Source organism: Protofrankia sp. Cr1 (assembly GCF_963555865.1).
GTDB lineage: Bacteria > Actinomycetota > Actinomycetes > Frankiales > Frankiaceae > Protofrankia.
On the sequence record NZ_CAUVXO010000160.1, the window covers coordinates 9574 to 11621 of the forward strand.

The 2048-nt window shown below is 67.5% G+C and carries 2 protein-coding genes; both read left to right on the top strand.

Translation table 11 applies throughout. The features are described 5' to 3' along the window. Positions 1-708, top strand: a 708-nt coding sequence (locus tag U9980_RS14120; protein ID WP_322768332.1) for an ABC transporter ATP-binding protein, incomplete at its 5' end; no start/stop codon positions are given. Continuing rightward, positions 705-1937, top strand: coding sequence for an ABC transporter permease (locus U9980_RS14125; RefSeq protein WP_322748096.1), 1233 nt, complete (start codon positions 705-707; stop codon positions 1935-1937). The genes U9980_RS14120 and U9980_RS14125, both read left to right, overlap by 4 nt. The last annotated feature ends 111 nt before the right edge of the window (positions 1938-2048 follow it).

Genomic DNA, 2048 nt, shown 5'->3' on the forward strand with positions numbered 1-2048 from the left:
TTACGGGGTGTGAACCTGCGCATCGCTGAAGGTGAATTCATTGCAATCATGGGTCCGTCGGGGTCGGGAAAGTCGACCTTGATGCACATCCTCGGGTGCCTCGACGTGCCCACTGCCGGCAGCTACCACCTTGCCGGCGAGGACGTCAGTCGGATGTCCGAGGATGATCTTGCCGAGATCCGTAACCGGCGGATCGGCTTCGTCTTTCAGCAGTTCAACCTGCTTCCGTCGCTGTCGGCATGGCGCAACGTGGAACTGCCGTTGTGCTACGCCGGGACGGGTCGGGCGGAGCGCCGCGACCGGGCGATCGACGCGTTGGCGAAGGTCGGTCTGGTGGACAGGACGACCCACCGTCCCAACGAGCTGTCCGGCGGGCAGCAGCAACGGGTCGCCATCGCCCGTGCGCTGGTCACCGACCCGGCGCTGATCCTTGCCGACGAACCGACCGGCAACCTCGACAGTGTGTCCACGGGGGATGTGCTCAGTCTGCTGAGCGACCTGCACGCCGCCGGTCGCACGATCGTGCTCATCACCCACGAACCCGACGTCGCCGCTACCGCCGGCCGGGTGGTACGGATCCGCGACGGTGACATCCAGGATGACACGGGGCCGGGACCCCGAGCGACGACCGGACCCCGAGCGGACACCGGGTTCGGGAGCGGGGACAGCGCCGGTTCGACCCCGCTCGCCTGGGAGGTGCGCAGGTGAGCTGGGCGGAGACACTGCGAATCGGCCTGGATGCGGTGCGTACGCACCGTTCGCGTTCGGCCCTGACCGTGCTCGGCATCCTCATCGGCATTGCCGCCGTCATCCTCACCGTCGGACTCGGTGAGGGTGCCCAGGGTCAGGTCCGTGACCAGATCAACTCTTTGGGCAGCAACCTGCTCGTCGTCTCGCCGGGTAGCACCACCAGCAGTACCGGCGTCCGCGGCGGCTTCGGTTCGGCCTCGACGCTGACCGTGCAGGACGCCGAGGCCCTCGCATCCAAGGACGTCGCCCCGGACATCGCCGCGGTCGCGCCGGCCAGCCAGCGCAGTCTGTCGCTGACGGCCGGGACGTCGAACTGGACCACCACTGTCGTCGGAACGACACCTGACTGGTTGTCGGTCCGGGCGCGCAAGATCGACGCTGGTCGGTTCATCACCAGCCAGGACGTGACCAGCCATGCCGCGGTCGTCGTGCTCGCGGCCACCACGGCCGAGCAGCTGTTCGGTGGCCGCAGCCCGATCGGCGCGACCGTAACGGTGTCCGCGGTTCCAATGCAGGTGGTGGGTACTCTCACCGCCGTTGGGTCCTCCGCCACGGCCAACGAGGACGATCAGGCCGTGCTCCCGATCAGCACTGCGGCCAACCGTCTGTTCGGGGGTACGACGCGTACCTCCGTGCAGAGCATCTATCTGGAGGCGTCGTCGTCGAAGACGCTGTCCGCCGCCTACCAGGAAGCAAGTAGCGAACTGCTCGCCCTGCACCACATCGCCACGCCCACCGGTGCCGACTTCACCATAGCCAGCCAGCAGTCCATCCTGTCCGCCGCCACCTCGGTGGACCGCACCCTCACCGTGCTGCTAGGCGGTATCGCCGCGATCTCGCTGCTCGTCGGCGGCATCGGCGTCATGAATATCATGCTCGTTTCCGTCACGGAACGCATTCGGGAGATCGGCCTGCGCAAGGCGCTCGGGGCGCCACCTCGGGTGATCAGACGTCAGTTCCTGGTGGAGGCGTCTGTCCTCGGTCTGACCGGCGGCCTGGCCGGTGCCGCGCTCGGGTTGGTGGGGGCCGCGGTGCTCCCACACGTGATCTCCCAACGCATCGACATATCACTTCCGGCAATCTTTGGCGCGATCATCGTCGCGGTGGGGATCGGAGTCGGGTTCGGTGTCTACCCCGCCAGCCGAGCCGCCCGGCTGGCCCCCATCGACGCGCTGCGCAGCGAATGATGATCATTCGGTCTCCGGCCCAGCCCTGCATCCAGGGCCACGATCAGGAAAACGAGCCCACCGTGTCCGAGCCGTGTGTGTCCGACAGCACCGTGTCCGAGAGCCCCATGC